General features: G+C 61.0%; 14 protein-coding genes. 12 read left to right on the top strand and 2 right to left on the bottom strand.

All coding sequences use genetic code 11. The features are described 5' to 3' along the window. The first annotated feature begins 26 nt into the window (after nucleotides 1–26). The 12 genes from HK439_RS20075 (at nucleotide 27) to cysG (ending at nucleotide 16782) form a co-directional block, all read left to right on the top strand. Nucleotides 27–614 (top strand): ANTAR domain-containing response regulator, encoded by a 588-nt coding sequence (locus HK439_RS20075; protein ID WP_190293262.1) that lies wholly within the window; start codon nucleotides 27–29, stop codon nucleotides 612–614. 62 nt (nucleotides 615–676) lie between these two features. Beyond that, nucleotides 677–1861: a CmpA/NrtA family ABC transporter substrate-binding protein gene (locus HK439_RS20070; RefSeq protein ID WP_190293261.1), complete on the top strand. Its 1185-nt coding sequence runs from the start codon at nucleotides 677–679 to the stop codon at nucleotides 1859–1861. A 357-nt stretch (nucleotides 1862–2218) separates the two neighbouring features. Beyond that, nucleotides 2219–3601, top strand: a complete 1383-nt coding sequence (locus HK439_RS20065) for a CmpA/NrtA family ABC transporter substrate-binding protein (RefSeq protein ID WP_190293350.1) — start codon at nucleotides 2219–2221, stop codon at nucleotides 3599–3601. A gap of 89 nt (nucleotides 3602–3690) precedes the next feature. Continuing rightward, nucleotides 3691–4773, top strand: a complete 1083-nt coding sequence (locus HK439_RS20060; RefSeq protein WP_190293260.1) for an ABC transporter permease — start codon at nucleotides 3691–3693, stop codon at nucleotides 4771–4773. 10 nt (nucleotides 4774–4783) lie between these two features. Beyond that, nucleotides 4784–6547 (top strand): ABC transporter ATP-binding protein, encoded by a 1764-nt coding sequence (locus tag HK439_RS20055; RefSeq protein ID WP_190293259.1) that lies wholly within the window; start codon nucleotides 4784–4786, stop codon nucleotides 6545–6547. A gap of 18 nt (nucleotides 6548–6565) precedes the next feature. Then, entirely contained in the window at nucleotides 6566–6994 is a 429-nt protein-coding gene (locus tag HK439_RS20050) for a globin family protein (protein WP_190293258.1), read from the top strand. Between the two features lie 5 nt (nucleotides 6995–6999). Next, the gene (gene nirB, locus HK439_RS20045) at nucleotides 7000–9450 is read left to right on the top strand and encodes a nitrite reductase large subunit NirB (protein ID WP_190293257.1); all 2451 of its coding nucleotides are present in this window, start codon (nucleotides 7000–7002) and stop codon (nucleotides 9448–9450) included. Nucleotides 9451–9455: 5 nt separating this feature from the next. After that, complete coding sequence (gene nirD / locus HK439_RS20040) at nucleotides 9456–9773, top strand: nitrite reductase small subunit NirD (protein ID WP_209011960.1); 318 nt, start codon at nucleotides 9456–9458, stop codon at nucleotides 9771–9773. Between the two features lie 173 nt (nucleotides 9774–9946). Further along, complete coding sequence (locus HK439_RS20035) at nucleotides 9947–10792, top strand: formate/nitrite transporter family protein (RefSeq protein WP_190293255.1); 846 nt, start codon at nucleotides 9947–9949, stop codon at nucleotides 10790–10792. Between the two features lie 65 nt (nucleotides 10793–10857). Then, the gene (locus HK439_RS20030; RefSeq protein ID WP_190293349.1) at nucleotides 10858–12591 is read left to right on the top strand and encodes a bifunctional protein-serine/threonine kinase/phosphatase; all 1734 of its coding nucleotides are present in this window, start codon (nucleotides 10858–10860) and stop codon (nucleotides 12589–12591) included. A 38-nt stretch (nucleotides 12592–12629) separates the two neighbouring features. Then, on the top strand, nucleotides 12630–15320 hold the full coding sequence (locus HK439_RS20025; protein WP_190293254.1) for a nitrate reductase: 2691 nt from the start codon (nucleotides 12630–12632) through the stop codon (nucleotides 15318–15320). Next, the gene (gene cysG, locus HK439_RS20020) at nucleotides 15295–16782 is read left to right on the top strand and encodes a siroheme synthase CysG (RefSeq protein WP_419247599.1); all 1488 of its coding nucleotides are present in this window, start codon (nucleotides 15295–15297) and stop codon (nucleotides 16780–16782) included. The genes HK439_RS20025 and cysG overlap by 26 nt, the downstream gene beginning before the upstream one ends. Here cysG and HK439_RS20015 read toward each other — a convergent pair. Both HK439_RS20015 and HK439_RS20010 read right to left on the bottom strand, forming a co-directional pair. Continuing rightward, nucleotides 16775–17668 carry a dioxygenase gene (locus tag HK439_RS20015; protein WP_190293252.1) on the bottom strand — a complete coding sequence of 298 codons (894 nt, stop codon included), beginning with the start codon at nucleotides 17666–17668 and terminating at the stop codon, nucleotides 16775–16777. The two genes, cysG and HK439_RS20015, sit on opposite strands and share 8 nt — an antisense overlap. Nucleotides 17669–17731: 63 nt before the next feature. Then, nucleotides 17732–20038 carry a xanthine dehydrogenase family protein molybdopterin-binding subunit gene (locus HK439_RS20010; protein ID WP_190293251.1) on the bottom strand — a complete coding sequence of 769 codons (2307 nt, stop codon included), beginning with the start codon at nucleotides 20036–20038 and terminating at the stop codon, nucleotides 17732–17734. Nucleotides 20039–20271 lie beyond the last annotated feature (233 nt).

Here is a 20271-nt window from a genome sequence, read left to right as displayed (position 1 = left end):
AAATTAATCCTGCGCATAATGCGGGCATGAGCACTTCGCTTTCCATCCTCGTTATCGACGATAACCGGATCCGCGCCTCCATTATCGAACAGGGGTTGCGCGATGCCGGGCATGATCGGGTCATTCTGATCGACCAGATGGATGGTCTCGTGCGCCAGATCACAGATATCGATCCGGATGTGATCGTCATCGATCTGGAAAACCCGAACCGGGACCAGCTTGAGCATATTTTCCAGATTTCCCGCGCCGTAAGGCGCCCGATTGCCATGTTTGTCGACAAGTCCGAGAGCGGCTCCATCGAGGCGGCGGTCGACGCCGGCGTGTCGGCCTATGTGGTCGATGGCCTCAAGAAAGAACGGGTCAAGCCGATTCTCGACATGGCGATCAGCCGCTTCCGGGCCTTTTCCCGGCTGGCGAACGAACTGGAAGAAGCAAAGAGCGAACTGGCCGACCGCAAGACGATCGATCGGGCGAAGGGCATTCTCATGAAATCCAGGGGCATATCGGAACCCGAGGCCTATGACCTCCTGCGCCGCACTGCCATGAACCAGAGCCGCAAGATCATCGATGTGGCCCAAAGTCTGATAATTGCGAGCGGATTGCTCGAAGGGTAGGCCGTTGTGACCAGAAGAAGAAACAAGGGTGGAAGACGTCTGGCAGGAAAGGAGAGGGGGTCATGACCCGTCCCTCCGCAAAGACGGTGATTGCCGGCTTTATTCCCTTGTTGGACAGCGCCTTGCTGGTGGCTGCCGCCCGGTTCGGATTTGCCGAAGAAGAAGGCATTGACCTGAAGCTTGTGCGCGAAACCTCCTGGGCCAACATCAGGGACCGGATATCCATCGGCCATTTCGACGTCGCCCACATGCTGGCGCCCATGCCGATTGCGGCAACCCTGAAACTGACATCGCTGGCGGTTCCCATGCTGGCGCCGATGACCCTCGGGCTCGGCGGGAATGCGATCACGGTTTCACTGCCGATATGGGAAGAGATGAAGGCCCATGGAGCCGATACCAGGGGCGATCCGGGGTCTACCGGGCAGGCGCTTCCCAAAACAATCGGGTCCCGGCGTAACAAGAGCGGCGACCCTTTGAGATTTGCCGTTGTTCACCCGTTTTCCGGCCATGCGTATGAATTGCGTTACTGGCTTGCGGCCGCCGGCATCGATCCGGACCGGGATGTGGAAATCACCGTTTTGCCGCCGCCGCTGATGCCGGATGCACTTCTGGCGGGTCGGATTGACGGCTATTGCGTCGGCGAACCCTGGAACACGATCTCGGTTCAAAACAGGCTCGGACGTATCGTGACGTTCAAGGACGCGATCTGGCCCGCCAGTCCGGAAAAGGTACTCGGGGTGACCCAAAGCTGGGCCGATCACAATGCGGAGACTCTTCAGGCCTTGATCCGGGCCCTGGTAAAGGCAGCCGACTGGTGTGCGGATTGGGATAATGCGGAAGACCTGGCGCATTTGCTCGCCGCGCCTGATTATCTCGATTGCGCGCCTGCGACCTGCGTCCCGGCCTTGACCGGCAAACTCCAACTGGAGACCGGACTGATGCTGGAAGTACCTGGGTTCCTGTCATTTGCCGGTCCGGATGCCCTGTGTCCGACAGGCGCCGATGGTCTGTGGTTCTATTCGCAGATGGTTCGGTGGGGGCAGGCTGCCTATTCACAACAGGACGCGGAGAAAGTTGTGAGGACTTTCGATGATCGTCTCTTCCGGGAGGCTCTTGGTACAGGGGCAGCCGGGAATGATCTATCGCAGGCCCCGAAACCACTCTTTGACGGCGTCGAATACGATCCTGCGGATCTTGCGAATTACATCGCGTCCTTCCCCATTCGGGCCCGCCCGACGCCTGTGTAGATTTATTGTGCGCTGCGCAAATTTTCATCATTGTGATTGCGCGCTGCGCTGATTTTTCGAGCAGTGGCGGATAATTCCGCAAATTCGCAACTTTGATAAGTAACGGAAATATATGGGTAATTAATCGATGAGTGAAACTGGCACGCTCCCTGCATGGTAGGTGGCGAGCCAAAGATGGCCTTCCAGAGAGTTACGTCCGACGCAGGACGTTCAGGCAAAGCCGCCGATGAGACCGAACCATGCACCTCCCGCATGTTGGTCCGTCGGCGGCTTTTTTTGTTTTTCGAAACGGCCCTGAGAAGGGTGCTTGCCAGACAGAGGGATCAGCAAGTGACCAGGAAACAGCAGACATTGACGATGACCCGCCGCGCCGCACTGGGTGTGCTGGTCGCAGCGAGCCTGACCGGGGTGTCGGGTGTCGCCTACGCCGACATGCTCGACGTGGAAAAGGACGAACTGAAGTTCGGCTTCATCAAGCTGACCGACATGGCCCCGCTCGCCATTGCCTACGAGAAGGGCTACTTCGAGGACGAGGGGCTTTATGTGACCCTGGAACCGCAGGCGAACTGGAAAGTCCTGCTCGACCGGGTGATCACCGGCGAGCTGGACGGGGCGCATATGCTGGCCGGCCAGCCGCTGGCCGCCACCATCGGTTTCGGCACCAAGGCCCATATCGTCACGCCGTTTTCCATGGATCTCAACGGCAACGGCATCACCGTTTCCAACGAGGTCTTCGAGATGATGAAGCCGCACCTGGAAACGGGCGCGGACGGCAAGCCTGTGCATCCCATCAAGGCATCGGCCCTGAAGCCGGTGGTCGACAAGTTCAAGTCGGAAGGCAAGCCCTTCAACATGGGCATGGTGTTCCCGGTCTCTACCCATAATTACGAGTTGCGCTACTGGCTCGCATCCGGCGACATCAATCCCGGCTTTTATTCCAAGACCGATATCTCCGGTCAGATCAAGGCGGATGCATTGCTGTCCGTGACGCCGCCGCCGCAGATGCCGGCCACACTCGAAGCCGGCACGATCTACGGCTATTGCGTCGGGGAGCCGTGGAACCAGCAGGCCGTTTTCAAGGGCATCGGCGTTCCGGTCGTGACCGACTACGAGATCTGGAAGAACAATCCGGAAAAGGTCTTCGGCCTGACCAAGGAGTTCACCGAGAAATATCCGAACACCACGCTGGCCATTACCAAGGCGCTGATCCGCGCGGCCAAGTGGCTGGATGAAAACGACAACGCCAATCGGATGGAAGCCGTCGAGATTCTGTCGCGGTCCCAATATGTCGGTGCGGACAAGGAAGTCATCGCCAACTCGATGACCGGGACCTTCGAATACGAGAAGGGCGACAAGCGCGACGTTCCGGACTTCAATGTCTTCTACCGCTACTTCGCGACCTATCCCTACTATTCGGACGCGGTCTGGTACCTGACCCAGATGCGTCGCTGGGGCCAGATTGCCGAATACAAGCCGGATAGCTGGTACGACGAAGTCGCCAAGTCCGTCTATCGCCCGGATATCTATCTGCAGGCCGCAAAAATGCTGGTCGATGAAGGTCTCGTCGACGAAGCGGACTTTCCCTGGGAATCCGATGGCTACCGCGAACCGACCCCCGCAGTCGATATCATCGACGGCATTCCCTACGACGGCCGCACGCCCAACGCCTACATCGACAGCCTGCCGATCGGCCTGAAGGGCGAGCAGGTGGTCGACGGCAACCAGGTGGTCGGCGGCTAAGGCCGCCGGCAGCAGGGGCGGCGGGCAATCCTCACAGTCTGCCGCCCCTCCCGACACCGGATTTGGTTTCAAGACAAAGGACCACCACCATGGCCAATGCCGATACAGCTTCCACCCGGGAGGTTGCCCGCACGGAACGCCGCGAGCGTATCTTCATGTGGATCAACAGGGCCTCGGGCTGGCTGGACGCACTTGGGTTTTCCTGGCTCGTCCCGATCCTGAAAATCGCCGCCGGCGACAATCCAAGGGAACAGATGCATGAGTTGAAGCGCGTGCTGCTGATCCCGCTGATCGGCATCGCCGCCTTTCTGGTTCTCTGGGGCGTCCTGGCGCCGCAGATCCAGACCTCGCTCTGCGCGGTGCCTGGGCCTTCCCAGGTCTGGGCCCAAACCGTCAATTTGTGGAAGGACCACGTCCGGGAACGCGAGAAAGCGGCCGCCTTTTACGAGCGTCAGGAAGAACGCAACGCCAAACTGGAAGCAGCAGGCAAGACCGATCGGGTCAAGTGGCGCAGCTATACGGGCAAGCCGACCTATATCGACCAGATCGGCACGTCGCTGGAAACGGTCGGCCTCGGCTTCCTGATCGCGACGATCATTGCCGTTCCGCTGGGGATCGCTTCGGGCCTGTCGCGAAGCTTCAACGGTGCGATCAACCCGCTGATCCAGATCTTCAAGCCGGTATCGCCGCTGGCCTGGCTGCCGATCGTGACCATGATCGTGTCTGCGCTCTATGTCGATCCGGTCGAATGGCTGTCCAAGTCCCTGCTGATTTCGGCCGTCACTGTGACCCTGTGTTCCATGTGGCCGACCCTGATCAACACGGCGCTCGGCGTGTCTTCGGTCGACAAGGATCTGATGAACGTCGGCCGGGTTCTGCAACTGCCGACAATGAAAACCGTCACCAAGCTGGTCCTGCCGTCGTCGCTGCCGCTGATCTTCACCGGTCTGCGTCTGTCGCTCGGTGTGGGCTGGATGGTGCTGATCGCGGCCGAGATGCTTGCCCAGAACCCGGGCCTTGGAAAATTCGTCTGGGACGAGTTCCAGAACGGGTCCTCCCAGTCGCTCGCCAAGATCATGGTCGCCGTCTTTACCATCGGCATCATCGGCTTTGCGCTCGACCGGCTGATGTTCGCCCTGCAGCGCGCCTTCACTTTCTCGGCGAACCGGTAGGGAGAGGCAGATGGCGTTTCTCGAAATCTCCAATATCTCCAAGTCTTACGGTGAAGGTGCAAACCGCACCGATGTCCTGGACGATATCAACCTGAAAGTGGAAGACGGCGAGTTCATTGCCATTGTCGGCTTCTCCGGCACGGGCAAGACGACGCTGATCTCCCTTCTGGCCGGTCTGATCGAGCCGGACACGGGCGGTGTCGTTTTCAAGGGTAAGGAAATCGACGGCCCGAGCCCTGAGCGCGGCGTCGTCTTCCAGTCCTATTCGCTGATGCCGTGGCTGACGGTCGCCGGCAACGTCGGTCTGGCGGTCGATGCGGTCTTCAAGAAAAAACCGAAGTCCGAGCGCAAGGCAATCGCCGACAAGTACATTGATATGGTCGGTCTGGCCCATGCCATGGACCGCAAGCCGGCGGAACTGTCCGGTGGCATGCGCCAGCGGGTGGCGGTGGCCCGGGCGCTGGCCATGCAACCGGATCTTCTCCTGCTTGATGAGCCGTTGTCGGCACTCGATGCGCTAACGCGCGCGAAGCTGCAGGACGAATTCGCCGCCATCTGCGAGCAGGAAAAGAAAACCATCTTCCTGATCACCAACGACGTGGACGAAGCAATTCTGCTCGCCGACCGGATCATCCCGCTGAAGCCGGGAACGAAGGCGACCCTGGGCCCGGAATTCAAGGTTCCGTTTGCCCGGCCGCGCGACCGGGGCGAACTCAATCACGATGACGATTTCATCCGGCTCAGGGCGGAGGTGACCGCGTATCTGATGGAGGTTGGGGCCGAGCGCGGCGCCGACCTGGACCGCGATATCGTTCTGCCGAACATCGTGCCGATCACGCAGAGGCTGCCGAAAAAGGACGACAGGCTGCCGGATGCCTACGAGCGTGCGGCCCAGTCCCCGATCGAGGATCGTTATCTGGACTTCAGCCAGTTGAAGAAGGTCTATCCGACACCGAAGGGGCCGCTCACGGTCGTCGACGGTTTCGACCTGAAAATGAAGAAGGGTGAGTTCGTTACCCTGATCGGCCATTCCGGCTGTGGCAAGTCGACGGTCCTTTCGATGGTGGCCGGGCTCAACCCGATCACGAAAGGCGCGATCGTGCTTGACGGCACGCACGTCACCCAGGCCGGCCCGGATCGCGCCGTCGTCTTCCAGGCGCCGTCCTTGATGCCGTGGCTGACGGCTTACGAGAATGTCGAGCTCGGCGTCGATAAGGTCTATCCCGATGCGTCGAAGTCCGAAAAGAACGACGTCATCGAATATTACCTGTCGAAGGTCGGGCTGGCCGACGCCATTCACAAACCGGCAGCGGACATGTCCAACGGCATGAAGCAGCGAGTCGGCATTGCCCGGGCTTTCGCCCTGTCGCCGAAACTTCTCCTGCTCGACGAGCCGTTCGGCATGCTCGACAGCCTGACCCGCTGGGAGCTGCAGGACGTCCTGATGGACGTGTGGACGCGCACCCAGGTGACGGCTGTCTGCGTCACCCATGACGTGGACGAGGCGATCCTGCTCGCGGACCGGGTGGTGATGATGTCCAACGGCCCGAACGCGAAGATCGGCAACATCATGGAAGTCGACCTGCCGCGTCCGCGCTCGCGCAAGGCGCTGCTCGCCCATCCGGACTACTACGCCTACCGCGAGGAACTGCTCGATTTCCTCGAAGCCTATGAGGGCGGGGCCAATCCCAGTTCCGAGCAACTCCAGTCCATCCAGCAAAAACGCGCTGCACGCCAGGCCCGGCAAAAGGCCGCGGTCGAGGCAGCCGAATAGCCAAACGGAGACGATGTCATGACGCCAGATCAGATCCAGCTTGTTCAGTCCTCGTTTTCCAGGGTCGCGCCGATTGCCGAAGACGCTGCAGCAATTTTTTACGGCCGCCTGTTCGAGACTTCGCCCGAACTGAAGCCGCTCTTCAAAGGCGACCTTTTCAAGCAGGGCCGCAAGCTGATGACCACGCTTGGCGTGGTGGTAAACGGCCTGAAGAACCTTGACGCCATTCTGCCGGTCGCGCGCGAGCTGGCTGTTCGCCATGTCGATTACGGCGTCAGGGCCGAAGACTACCGGCCCGTCGGCGAAGCCCTGATCTGGACCCTGGAGAAGGGGCTCGGAGACGCCTTCACCGAAGAGACCAAACAGGCCTGGATCACCGCCTACGGCGCTCTCTCAACTGTCATGATCGAAGCGGCCTATCCGGACGCAGTCTCAGCAGCAGATTAACGGAAATGACCAAACAGAAACTTGTCATCATCGGTAACGGTATGGCTCCGGGACGGATGCTCGAACATCTCATCGAAGCGGCGCCCGAGGCCTACGACATCACCATTTTCAATGCGGAGCCCCGGGTCAATTACGACCGGATCATGCTGTCTCCCGTGCTTTCCGGCGAGAAATCCTACGAGGAAATCGTCATTCACGGCGACGGCTGGTACATCGAGCACGGCATCATGCTCTACAAGGGTCACAAGATCGTAGAGATCGGCCGGGACGCCAAGACCGTCACCTCCGATCACGGTGAAGTCGCCTCCTACGACAAGCTGGTGATCGCGACCGGGTCCGTACCCTTCATCATCCCGGTGCCGGGCAAGGATCTTCAGGGTGTCCTAAGCTATCGCGACCTGGACGATGTCAACGCCATGCTGCTGGCCGCCCAAAGCCGGGAAAAGGCGGTGGTCATCGGCGGCGGACTGCTGGGGCTCGAAGCGGCTGCCGGCCTGCAGGCCCGCGGAATGGACGTCACCGTTCTGCACCTGATGCCGAGCCTGATGGAACGGCAGCTCGATCCGGCTGCCGGCCACCTGCTGGAAAAGGCGCTCGAGGCCCGCGGCATCAAGGTGATCACCAAGGCCAACACCAGGGCGATCCTCGGCGATACCAGGGTCGAGGGTGTCGAGCTCGAGGACGGCACGATTATTCCGGCCACGCTCGTCGTGATGGCGGCCGGTATCCGGCCCAACGCCTGGCTTGCCAAGGAGGCCGGTCTGGAGGTGAACCGGGGCATTGTCGTCGGTGACGGTATGCAGACCAGCGATCCGGACATCTACTCGCTGGGCGAATGCGCGGAGGTCGGCGGTCAGGTCTACGGCCTGGTCGCACCGCTCTACGAGATGGCGCGGGTCGCCGCGAACCATCTGGCGGGTGAGGGCAGCGCATCCTTCGTTCATGCCGATACACCGACCAAGCTCAAGGTGACCGGCATTGACCTCTTCTCTCTCGGTGACTTCGGCGAGGGCGAGGACCGCGAGGAAATCGTTCTGCGGGATGCGGCTGCCGGTGTCTACAAGCGTCTCGTCCTGCAGGACAACAAGATCATCGGAACGGTTCTCTACGGCGAGACCGCGGACGGGGCCTGGTTCAACGACCTGAAGAAGAAGGGGACAGATGTCTCCGAGATGCGCGATACGCTCATCTTCGGTCAGGCCTATCAGGGGGGCGAACCCCTGGACCCTACGGCGGCCGTTGCAGCCTTGCCGGATGATGCGGAGATTTGCGGCTGTAACGGCGTATGCAAGGGCAAGATTGTCGGCGCGATCCAGGAAAAGGGTCTGAAAACGCTCGACGACGTACGCGCGCATACAAAGGCCTCCGCCTCCTGCGGCACCTGCACCGGGCTCGTCGAAAACCTGATGCTGGCAACGCTCGGGGATGCCTATAACCCGGCCGCCATCAGCCCCATGTGCGGCTGCACGCCCCTGGGGCACAACGAGGTCCGGCGTCTGATCAAGGCCAAGGAACTGAAGACCATTCCCGACGTCATGCAGGCCCTGGAATGGAAATCGTCCGGCGGCTGCGCCAAGTGCCGTCCGGCGCTCAATTATTATCTCGTCGCCGACTGGCCGGACGAATATGCCGACGACTACCAGTCCCGGTTCATCAACGAACGCGTCCACGCAAACATCCAGAAGGACGGCACCTATTCCGTCGTGCCGCGCATGTGGGGTGGCATGACCTCCTCCACTGAGCTGCGGGCCATTGCCGATGTGGTCGACAAGTACAATATCCCTTCGGTGAAATGCACCGGCGGCCAGCGCATCGACATGCTGGGCATCAAAAAGGAAGACCTGCCCGGCGTCTGGGCCGATCTCGGCAAGGCCGGTTTCGTGTCGGGACATGCCTATGCCAAGGGATTGCGCACGGTGAAGACCTGTGTGGGCTCCGACTGGTGCCGGTTCGGAACGCAGGATTCCACTGGTCTCGGTGTCCGGCTGGAGAAATTCCTCTGGGGATCCTGGACGCCCGCAAAGGTCAAGCTCGCCGTTTCCGGTTGCCCGCGCAACTGCGCTGAGGCCACCTGCAAGGACGTCGGCGTGGTCTGTGTCGACAGCGGCTACGAGATCCATTTTGCGGGAGCCGCCGGTCTCGACATCAAGGGGACGGAGGTTCTCGGGCTGGTGAAGACCGAGGACGAGGCGGTCGAATACATCACCGCCCTGATCCAGATGTACCGGGAGCAGGGCCATTATCTTGAGCGGATCTACAAGTGGGCGAAGCGCATCGGCTACGACGAGGTCCGCCGCCAGATCATGGACGATGCGGACAAGCGTCAGGCCTATTACGACCGCTTCGTCTTTTCCCAGAAATTTGCACAGGTCGATCCGTGGTCTGAACGCGTGTCCGGCAAGGACAAGCACGAGTTCAATCCCATGGCGACGCTTCTTCCGGAGGCAGCAGAATGAACGCAATGACGGCTAGCTGGGTCGCCATCGGCTCGATCAAGGACATCCCGCGCCAGGGGGCGCGGTGCGTGAAAAACGGCGACATGACCGTTGCCATTTTCCGCACCGCCGATGACCGCGTGTTCGCGCTCGAAGACAAGTGTCCGCACAGGAACGGGCCGCTGTCGCAGGGGATCGTCCACGGCGGCTGCGTCACCTGTCCGCTGCACAACTGGGTGATCAGCCTGGAAACGGGTGAGGCGCAGGGCGCCGATGAAGGTGAAACACGGGCATTTCCGGTGAAGCTGGAGGGCGAGACGGTTTTTCTCGCGCTCGCAGGCTGACCGGGATCGGGGTTTAGATCAACGGACATCCAATGCGATTGAATGTCCAAAAGTTGATCGTTTTTAAAAAGTTAGAGCAGTTCGAACGCATTCGAACTGCTCGGGGAGGAAACGCCCAAAGGGGCAGCATAAGCCGAAAACGGCCACAACCTATCCAGTCAAGGGGCTAACACATGTCATATGTAACTCCACAGGAATTCGCCACAAAGATGATCGACGCCGGCGAGTCGAAGATTTTCATGTCCACCAAGGACACGCTGATCCGAGCCTACATGGCGGGCGCGATCCTGGCGCTTGCCGCCGCATTCTCCGTGACCATCGCCGTCAATACCGGGAACTTCCTGGTCGCATCGGTTCTGTTTCCGGTCGGCTTTTGCACGCTTTACCTGCTCGGCTTCGATCTCCTGACCGGGGTCTTCACCCTGGCTCCGCTCGCGGTTTTCGCCAAACGGCCGGGCTGCGACTGGAAGGGTGTCCTTCGTAACTGGGGTCTGGTCTTTATCGGCAACTTCGCCGGAGCGCTGACCACCGCCGTCTTCATGGCGATCATCTTCACCATGGGCTTCAGCCAGGAGCCGAATGCCGTCGGCCAGAAGATCGGGCATATCGGTGAAGCGCGGACGCTCGGCTATGCCGCAGCCGGTGCAGCCGGCATGCTGACGCTCTTCATCCGCGCGGTGATGTGCAACTGGATGGTTTCGACCGGTGTTGTCGCAGCGATGATGTCGACCTCCGTTTCCGGCAAGGTCATTGCCATGTGGATGCCGATCCTGGTCTTCTTCTATCTGGGCTTCGAGCACTCGATCGTGAACATGTTCCTGTTCCCGTCGGGCATCATTCTGGGCGGTAATTTCACCTGGGGCGACTACTTCCTCTACAACGAGATTCCGACCGTCATCGGCAACCTTGTCGGTGGTCTGACCTTCGTCGGCGCGATGATCTACTCCACCCACTACAGGACCTCTCCGAAGCGCAACGCCGGCTACGAAGCCGCAAAGGCTCCGGCTCCGGCTGAATAAGCCTCCCATCAAGTCGGTCCCGCCGTTCCGGCGGGGCCGATCCCAAAGGGGTGATTTCCGTGCTGATGCAAGTCCAAAACGCCAGACTGTCTCTTTCGATCGGCCAGTATTCCTCGGCCGGCCGGAAAGCCGTGAACCAGGATTTCCACGGAGCGATGGTTCCGGACGGGCAGCCGCTTGTTTTGAAGGGCGCGGCACTTGCCCTTGCGGATGGCATTTCCACCAGTGATGTCAGCGGCATTGCGGCGGAAACGGCGGTCAAATCCTTCCTGAACGACTATTATTACACCTCGGACGCCTGGTCGGCCAGGACCGCGGCCACGCGCGTCATATCTGCCGCCAACTCCTGGCTCCATGCCCAGAACACTCCGGGACTGCCGCAGGACCGCGGCCATGTGTGCACCTTTGACGCCATCGTGTTCAAGGGCCGCAACGCTCATCTCTTTCATGTCGGCGACGCCCGCATCTGGCGTATGTCCGGCGACACGCTGGAACAGCTGACCACGGACCACCGGTTACATGTTTCGGAAGGGCAAAGCTATCTGGCGCGGGCCATCGGGTTAAACGACCTGCTCGATGTCGACTACCGGGATCTGCATCTGTCGACCGGCGATACCTTTGTTCTCACCACCGATGGCGTCCATGAATTCGTGCCGCCGAAAACCATTGCGTCCCTGATCGCGGCAAATGACGATCTGGATATGGCCGCGATGGCAATCGTCAAAGCCGCATTGGACGCCGGCAGCGACGACAATTTGACCATTCAGATCGCCCGGATCGACCAATTGCCGGACAACGATGCGGTCAACATTCTGGAAGGGGAAGACACGCTTCCTCCGGCACCGCTGCTGCGGCCCCCTTCCGACTTTGAAGGCTATCGTGTTCTGCGTGAACTGCATGCCAGTAGCCGCAGCCATATTTATCTCGCTACCGACGAAGAAACGGGCCGGAACGTGGTCCTGAAGGTGCCGTCCGTGGACCTCCGTGGCGATGGCGATTATCTGCGCCGGTTTGCCATGGAGGAATGGGTCGCAAGGCGGCTCAATTCACCTCATGTCCTGAAGGTCGTACAAGCATCCCGTGAGCGCAGACACCTGTTCGCCGTCACCGAATATGTCGAGGGCCGGACGCTGCGCCAGTGGATGACGGACAATCCTCAGCCGGATCTTGAAACGGTTCGCGGCATCATCGAGCAGGTCGCGGCGGGCCTCAGGGCCTTTCATCGCCACGGCATGCTGCATCAGGATCTGCGCCCGGAAAACATCATGATCTGTTCCGACGGCGTGGTGAAAATCATCGACTTCGGGTCCGTCCTGATTTCAGGGGTTCTGGAGGCTGCCCCCGGTCTGGACGACACGGAAATTCTCGGAACTCATCAATATAGCGCACCGGAATATTTCCTCGGCTTTCGGGGCACGGAACGGTCCGACCAGTTCGCCCTGGGCGTCGTCGCCTATGAAATGCTGACCGGCAAACTTCCCTACGGCGGCAAGGTTTCCCGGGCGCACAGCCTGAAAGCGCAGAACGCACTGACTTACAGGTCGGCGGCGTCGCAGACCGCCAGGGTGCCGGACTGGGTCGACGGTGCCTTGGCGCGGGCCGTGCACATCGATCCCGGAAAACGCTACGAGGCGTTGAGCGAGTTCCTTGAGGATCTGCGCCGGCCGAACGCAAGTCTTCGCCCGGACAAGATGGTTCCCTTTGCCGAAAGGGACCCGGTGCGCTTCTGGCAAATCGTCTCCGGGGTTTTGGCAATCCTGTGCATCACGCTGTTCTTTCAACTCATTGGCAAACCATGAGGACGGAGAAGGCATATGGGCCGAGAAGGTTGGAAACAATGACCAGACAAGAAAACGGGATCAAGACAACCTGTCCTTATTGCGGCGTCGGCTGCGGCGTTGTGGTGTCCAGGGCGGCGGATGGCTCCGTGTCGGTCAAGGGCGATCCGGACCATCCGGCGAATTTCGGCAGATTGTGTTCGAAAGGGTCTGCGCTTGCCGAAACCCTGTCCCTTGACGACCGGCTTCTTTACCCGGAAATCGCGGGAAAACGGGCCGGTTGGGACGAGGCGCTCGGACTTGTCGCGGAGAAGTTCGCGGCAACCATCGCCGAACACGGCCCCGACAGTGTCGCTTTCTACGTTTCCGGCCAGATCCTGACTGAAGACTACTACGTCGCCAACAAGCTGATGAAAGGCTACATCGGCTCGGCCAACATAGACACCAATTCGCGCCTGTGCATGGCGTCCTCGGTCGCCGGCCACAGGCGTGCCTTCGGCTCGGATACGGTTCCCGGCACCTACCAGGACCTGGAACAGGCGGATCTGGTCGTTCTGGTCGGCTCCAACCTGGCCTGGTGTCACCCGGTTCTGTTTCAGCGGCTCGAGGCGGCCAAGGCGAAAAATCCGAGCATGCGCGTCGTCGTTATCGATCCGCGCCGGACGGCGACCTGTGAAATTGCCGACTTGCATCTGGCGCTGACGCCGGACACCGATGTTGCACTGTTCAACGGACTTCTGGCGTTCCTGAAGGATACCGGCACGCTCGACCAGACCTATATCGCGCGGCACACGAAAGGCTTTGAAGAAGCGCTTGAATGTGCAGGGACCTGCGACATTGCCCAAATCGCGCGGGCAACCGGCCTCAAGCCGCAGGATGTCGCGTTGTTTTATACGATGGTGGCCCGCACGGAAAAGACCGTCACCGTCTACAGCCAGGGCGTCAATCAGTCGGTTAGCGGCACCGACAAGGTCAATGCGATCATCAACACCCATCTGGCGACCGGCCGGATGGGACGGAAGGGCATGGGACCGTTTTCCGTCACCGGGCAGCCGAACGCCATGGGAGGCCGCGAGGTCGGCGGCCTTGCCAACATGCTGGCATGTCACATGGCGATCGAAAACCCGGACCATCGGCGGATCGTGCAGAGCTTCTGGAACAGTCCGGTTATTGCCGACCGTCAGGGGCTCAAGGCCGTTGACATGTTCAGGGCCGTCCGCGACGGCCGGATCAAGGCGATCTGGATCATGGCAACCAATCCGGTCGACAGCTTGCCCGACGCGGATGAGGTCGCGCTCGCCCTGAAATCCTGCCCGTTTGTCGTGGTCTCCGATGTCTCGAAAGCCGTCGACACGGTCGCTTACGCGGATGTGCTGCTGCCCGGGGCGGCCTGGGGCGAGAAGGACGGTACGGTCACCAATTCAGAGCGGCGGATATCGCGGCAGAGAGGGTTTTTACCCCTGCCGGGCGAAACACGGCCTGACTGGTGGGCCCTGAGCGAAGTGGCGAAACGCATGGGGTTTGGCGACGGGTTCGATTATTCCGGACCGGCGGAGATCTTTGCCGAATACGCGGCCTTGTCTGCTCAAGAGAACGGTGGGTCGCGCGATTTCGATATCGGCGCTTTGTCGCAATTGAATGCCGACACCTACGATGCGCTTGCTCCGATCCAATGGCCACGCAGGGCAGGGGAGCCTGAGCGTGATGTCCGGTTTTTCGCAGGCGGAGGTTTTTTTACGGAGGATCGAAAGGCGAATTTCATCGGTGTGGAGCCGGCAAAGCTCAGAAAAATGGAACGCAGGTATCCGTTTGTCCTGAATACAGGCCGGATCCGCGATCAGTGGCATACGATGACACGGACGGGGAAGACAGCTCGGCTGACCTCTCATATCGCCGAACCCTTTGCAGAACTGCACCCGGATGATGCCAGGGCCGCGCGGATTGCGGACGCCGAACTGGTGGAAGTCAGAAGTCCCCATGGCAGCGTCGTTGTGCGCGCCCATGTCAGCGGCCGGAACCGCAAGGGATCCGTCTTCGTGCCCATGCACTGGACCGATCAGTTTTCGTCGAAAGGGCGGATCGATGCGGTTGTCGCACCTAAAACGGACCTTCATTCCGGCCAGCCCGGTTCGAAGTTTACACCGGTGGCCATTAGCAAGCAGGACTGCGCCTGGTACGGCTTTGCAATCCTGAGAAATAAGCCGGCTAAGCACCTTTCGGATTATTGGGCGGTCGCCCCGTGCGACGGCGGTTGGCGGCTGGAGTTGGCAGGTTATACGGAAACGGACTTCGAGGCGTTCGCCAGGGAGCTTTGTTCCGCGTCCGGTACTGATGCCGAGCTGCTCAGTTACAAGGACGCGACCTCAGGGTCCTACAGGCTGGCTTTCTGGAAGGACGGGGACCTGACCGCGGCCTTCTTTTTCGGGTCAAAACCGGTCGAAGTCTCCCGGCAATGGGCCTGCGGTCTGCTATCCGCCACGGCAACGAGCCCGGTCGAGCGCTACCGGGTTCTTGCCGGACGGACTCCGGCGGACCGGCCCGATTGCGGGGCCATTGTCTGTTCCTGCTTTCAGATCGGCGTCAACCAGATCCTGGCAGCCGCGAAGAACGGGGCGGCGACCGTCGCGGCTATCGGCGAAGTTCTGCAGGCCGGAACGAATTGCGGGTCCTGCCGGTCGGAAATCAACGCTCTCCTCAATGACCTTGCCGCGAAAGGAACGGATGATGACGACATCGCGAAAGCCGGTTGAGGTGACACCTTCCCGTCGCGCTCCGCGAATGGAGGCGCTCGCAACCTTGCCCGTCTTTTTCCAGCTCGCGGGCAAAAAGGTGATTGTGGCCGGTGGTACGGATGCGGCCGCATGGAAGGCGGAACTCCTGGGCGCGGCAGGGGCGGAGGTTCATGTCTACTCGGAAACCCTTGATCCGGCGATGGAAAAGCTCCTGTTGACGGGAAGCGTCAGCGGATCTTTCGTTCATCATGCGAAGGAGTGGCATGCCGGCGATTTCGAAGGAATGGCGCTCGCAATCGCGGACGCGGAAACGGATAAGCAGGCGGAAGCCTTTTTCCAGGCTGCAAAAACAGCCGGGGTTCCGGTCAATGTGATCGACAAACCGGCTTTCTGCGTGTTCCAGTTCGGCTCCATCGTCAACCGCTCGCCGATCGTCGTCGGCATCTCGACCAACGGGGCTGCTCCGATCCTGGGTCAGGCGATCCGCCGGCGGATCGAAACGCTGCTGCCGCTCAGTCTGGCGGGATGGGCCGGCCTGGCCGGGCGTGTGCGCAACGCCGTCTTGGACCGGCTTGCACCGGGATCACAACGGCGGCGGTTCTGGGAACGGTTTACGGAATTCGCTTTTTCCGGGCGCGAAGCGCCGGAGGATGATCGGAGGGTCTCGGACCTCGTTGAAACCGTTGCGCGTGCGCAACCTGCCGGGCAGGGCCGGGTCACTCTGGTTGGCGCCGGTCCCGGCAGCGCGGAATATCTGACGCTGAAGGCCGTGCGGGCTTTGCAGGGAGCGGATGTCATCCTTTTCGATGACCTCGTTTCCGACGAAGTCCTGGAGCTTGCCCGGCGCGAGGCCAAACGCATGCTGGTCGGCAAACGGGGCGGACGGCAGAGCTGCAGTCAGGAAGACATCAACGACATGATGGTCTCCTTGGCCCGAAGCGGAAAAAACGTCGTTCGCCTTAAATCCGGTGATCCCATGGTTTTCGGCCGGGCGGGCGAGGAGATTGAACGGCTGAAAGACGAGGGCATTCCGGTCTCCGTCGTGCCCGGCATAACATCGGCCTCCGCCATGGCGGCCGAACTCGGCGTGTCTTTGACCCATCGCGATCATGCCCAGTCGGTTCGCTTCGTGACCGGCCATTCGAGTAAAGGCGAGTTGCCTGAAACCGTCGACTGGAGCGGGCTCACCGATCCGGCGACGACAACCGTATTCTACATGGGAGCGCGCATGGCAGGGCGGATCAGTGCGCGGCTGATCGCGGAGGGAAAGGCATCGAATACCCCGGTCGTGGCGATGGCGAATATTTCGCGTTCCGACGAGGCGCGGTGGTCAGGTCGGTTGAAAGATCTGGAAGCCGGCGTTCAGGACCTGCCGGCGGGCACGCCCATCCTGATCGGGGTTGGTCCTGTCTTCGGCATGCTCCGGCAAGTGCAGCAGGCGGTGCCCTCCGAATTGAAAATGGCCGGAGCCCTCACTTGATCGGTGGCTGGGGCAGCCGTGCTTCGCCAGGTTCCATGACCAGGGTGTGATCGAGGGAATACCAGGGACCGGTCAGGTCCGCGATGTCGGGGTGCCGATCGTCATGGCGGACGAAATGTCCTGTTGTCGCCCTGGTTACGCCGAACTGGACATCGGTTTCCAGTCGCGGATCGTCGTCGGCATAGATCTGGGTGATCAGCGTCTTGAAGCTTTCCTTGAAGGCCAGCGCATGGACATGAGCCGGTCGATAAGGATGGCGGTTCTGTGCGGCGAGCAGCCGTCCGACAAGCCCGTCGGTCGGGATCGGATAACCGGCGGGCCGGACCGAGCGGAAGCGGATCTCGCCCTTGTCGTCCGTGGTGAACTTGCCGCGCAGGTTCATGTCCGCCTGGTCCGGATCCTGGTTTTCATAAAGACCGACCGGCGACGAATGCCAGATATCCACCTCGGCGCCCACGATCGGGGACCCGGTCTGATCGGTAACGGTGAAGGTTACGAGCATCGGCTCGCCCGGCGTATCGGAGCGGACGATCGAGGCGTCGTTTTCGGTTCTGGGGGAATTCAGCCGCCAGAAGGGACCGAGCAGGTTCTGGGTTGTCTCGGTCGCGCCGTTGTTGCCGTTGTTGAGCAGGCAGACGAGCGAGGAGACGCCAAGAGAGCCGGCCATCAGCACCGCTTCATTGTGGGTATCGGTGGTCAGCTTGCCGAATTCATTCAGGATCGACGTTGCCTGACGGAATTCCTCCTCGGTCAGCCGGACGTCCCGGATGAAGCCGTGCAGATGGGTGATCAGCGAGACCATGATTTCGCGCATGCGCGGATCGGTGGTCTGTTCCATCACCTTCAGCACGGCCTCGGTGACTTGCTCCTGGCGTTCTATGGTCATGCCTTCCTCCCGGTCATCCGCTGCTCCCGTCAGCGGATCGGGCTGATCCTATAAGGAGGAACTTCAAGAAGAAGCCTCCGCAATGGTACTCCAGACCTTGTGGGGCGTCGCCGGCAGGGTAATGTCCTCCACACCGACAGGCGCCAGCGCGTCGAGCACTGCTGAGATAATCGCCGGCGTTGCCCCGACCGTGCCGGCTTCGCCCGCGCCCTTGACACCGAGCGGGTTGGTGTCCGTCGGTGTGCTCAGGGTGGAGAAATTGATCGGCGGCATGTCGGTCGCCCGCGGCATGGCATAATCCATGAAGCTGCCGCTGGTGAGCTGGCCCGTCTCGTCATAGATCACGTCTTCCATCAGCGCCTGGCCCAGCCCTTGCGCGATACCGCCGACCATCTGGCCTTCGAGCAGCATGGGGTTGATGACGGTGCCGACGTCATCGACGGAGACGATCTGCAGCACGTCGATGTCGCCTGTTTCCGGATCAACTTCGACTTCCGCGATCTGGCAGCCGTTCGGGAAGGTGAAGCCCTGCAGCAGGAAATCGCCTTCACCGGACAGCCCGATGCCAAGTTCCGGCGGCAGGATCGGCAGGAACGACATGGCCGCCACCTTCTGGATCGGCATTTTCTTGTCCGTTCCGGCAACCTTCAGTTCGCCGGCCTCGAACACGACATCGTCCGCGCTTGCTTCCAGCAGATGGCCGGCAATGGCGCGCGCCCTGTCGATCACCTTGTCGGCCGCGATCTTGAGCGACCCGCCGCCGTTGATCATGGAACGGGACGCGACCGTGCCGCGCCCGAAGGAAACGGCGTCGGTATCGCCCTGCAGGACCCGGATGCTGTCAAACGGCACGCCGAGCCAATCGGAGACCATCTGGGCATAGACCGTTTCATGGCCCTGACCGTGCGAGAAGGTGCCGGCAAGCACAGTCACGCTTCCGCCCGGATCAAAGCGGATTTCCATGGATTCATTGACCAGTCCGGCATTTTCCATGTGGAGCGCAATGCCGACGCCGCGCAGTTTGCCGTTTTTGGCTGAATCCGCTTTGCGCCGGTCCATGGAGGCCCAGTCGCTGACGTCCAGTGCCTTGTCGACAACGGCGCCGTAGTTGCCGGTATCGATCTTGTAGAGGAGCGGTGTCTGATAGGGCATCTGCTCCGGCGTCACCATGTTCAGTTTCCGGATCTCGATCCGGTCGCGGCCCGTTTCCCGGGCCGCCTTGTCCATGAGCCGTTCGATCAGATAGGACGCTTCGGGACGGCCGGCGCCGCGGTAGGGCTGGGTCGGCGACGTATTGGTGTAGATCGCGCGCGAGAGGGCGTAAGCCGCGGGCACATGGTAGCAGCCGGTCGCAAGCGTGGCCGCGAACATGGCGGATACGCCGCCGCCGGTGGCGAGGAAGGCCCCGGCATTGTAGTCGCTGGAAACACGAAGCGCCGTTATCTTGCCGTTTGCATCCAGCGCCAGTTCGGCTTCGACCAGCTGGTCGCGGCCGTGATAGTCGGCCAGAAGGGATTCGGACCGGTCGGCCTGCCAGCAGACGGTGCGGTGCAGCTTCTTCGCCGCCCAGGCAACCAGCACGTCCTCCGGATAAACGGCGCCCTTCATGCCGAAGCCGCCGCCGACGTCCTTGGCAAGGACGCGGACCTGGGTCTGTGCCAGGCCGAGCACGCCTGCGATTTCGGCGCGGACGGCATGGGGCGACTGGGTCGAGGTCTGCACGGTCACGCGGGCATCACGTGCGTCGTAGCTGCAGGTCGTTCCGCGCGGCTCGAGAGCGTTGGCCGACAGGCGATTGTTGTGCAGCGTGAGCCGGGTGACATGGGCTGCTGCATCTATGGCGGCCTTTGTCGCGGCTTCATCGCCGAGCGCGATATGAAAGGCCACATTGTCCGGCGCACTGTCCCAGATGGCAGGGGCGCCGTCGGCAAGGGCCGACGGGATATCGGTTACCACCGGCAATTCGTCGTAATCGACGTCCACCAGCTCGGCGGCATCCTGGGCAAGGATACGGCTATCGGCAATCACGACGGCAACGGCCATGCCGGCATAGAGGACCTTGTCCTTGGCAAGGGCCGCAAAAGGGGCCGTTTTGACGTTCTGATGGACGCCGGGAAAGATCGTGTGGCAGGAAATTCCGCCGATGCCGTCCGCCTCGTAGTCGGCGCCGGTCAGAACCGCATGAACCCCCGGGGCCGCCTTGGCGGCCTCGACGTCGATGGAACGGATATTTGCATGGGCGAGAGGCGAGCGGACCACATAGGCATGGAGCTTGGAGGCATCCTTGATGTCGTCGACATAAAGCCCTTGTCCGGTCAGAAAGCGCTGATCTTCCTTGCGCGTAACCGATTGACCGATGCCGTATTTCATTTATCCCTCCCAAATGTATACATGGCGGAGAGTAATCAACGGCAGCCGCAGGTCAATCGGTTCGTACCAGGTATTTCAAATTTTAAACCGTCCCACTGTGGATCCTGATTATGGGGAGCCTGCTTATAAGGCTGACTTATGGAGCCTTCGGTATTTGATATTTTTCCTTTGATCTGCCGCCACCTAATCTCTTCTGCGTGAAAAGCCGCGATACCGGCAAGCAATCGGTCGCG

Origin of the sequence: Roseibium aggregatum (assembly GCF_014692675.1) — a bacterium.
Classification (GTDB): domain Bacteria; phylum Pseudomonadota; class Alphaproteobacteria; order Rhizobiales; family Stappiaceae; genus Roseibium; species Roseibium aggregatum_C.
Note: the sequence above shows the minus strand (reverse complement) of the source record. Positions and strands in the feature narration are given on the sequence as shown.